This window comes from Neptuniibacter sp. (assembly GCF_024231755.1).
Classification (GTDB): domain Bacteria; phylum Pseudomonadota; class Gammaproteobacteria; order Pseudomonadales; family Balneatricaceae; genus Neptuniibacter.
In genome coordinates this window covers 1-889 of record NZ_JAAEQH010000209.1, presented here as the reverse complement: position 1 = coordinate 889, position 889 = coordinate 1, and the positions used below count along the sequence as shown (strand labels likewise).

General features: G+C 44.0%; 1 protein-coding gene. It reads right to left on the bottom strand.

Translation table 11 applies throughout. The annotated features are described in order from the left end of the window. A partial coding sequence (locus tag GY843_RS10580) for a hypothetical protein (protein WP_297309332.1) occupies positions 1 to 889 on the bottom strand: 889 nt, incomplete at both ends.

Here is an 889-nt window from a genome sequence, read left to right as displayed (position 1 = left end):
TCACTGGCCTGTGCAGTAAAACTGATTGTCCCAACTGCTGTTGGTGTACCTGAGATAGTACCTGCTTCACTAACGGTTAAACCAGTTCCAACTAAACCATCATCCAGATCCAGCCAGGTCTTACTTCCGGTTCCACCAGATGTGGCAAGTACTGTCGTATAAGGAATACCAATGGTCCATCCGGGAAGAGTTGCAGTTGTAATTGCCATTGCTGGATTTATGGTGAAGCTCACTAATTGTTCATCTTCATCAGGAGTCTCATCAGCAACATGCACCGTGAATGAAAAAGTTCCGGTTGTGGTAGGTGTTCCTGTAACTAACCCGGAGGTTGACATCGTGAAGTCAGTGCTGGCCAAGTCGCCATATAAATCGTCAAAAGTCAGGACGCCAATTCCGCCGCCAACATTGACCTGGGCTGAGTATGGTTGATTGATGGTCCATTCCGGAAGTGTCTCACTTATAATAATTGGAGGATTGACGCTACATTCGTATCTGACAACCTGAAAATCATCAATTGCGGCTTCCACAATCGAGCCGGTATTATCAGCCACATAAAACTGCACCATCATCTCATTGGTCGGTGTTACAAAATCACTGACCAAAAAGGTGTGTTCATACCATCCACCCTGAGCAACCAGACCGGTTGGGCCAACGGTTTCGACTAATACCCAATCGGTTCCATTGTTGTTTGAAACATATACAAGAAGTGGTTCCATAAAAGCGTTAGAACCAAGATTGTTTGATAACCAACGGGCATAATGAATAACAGCGTCACCGGTTGATAGGTCAAATGATGGTGAGATAATTTGTGTCCAACCATCATCAACATCAGAGTTATTTTGAGTAATATCATTATCGGTTAAAAAACATTGTCCCGATCCGTCATAAT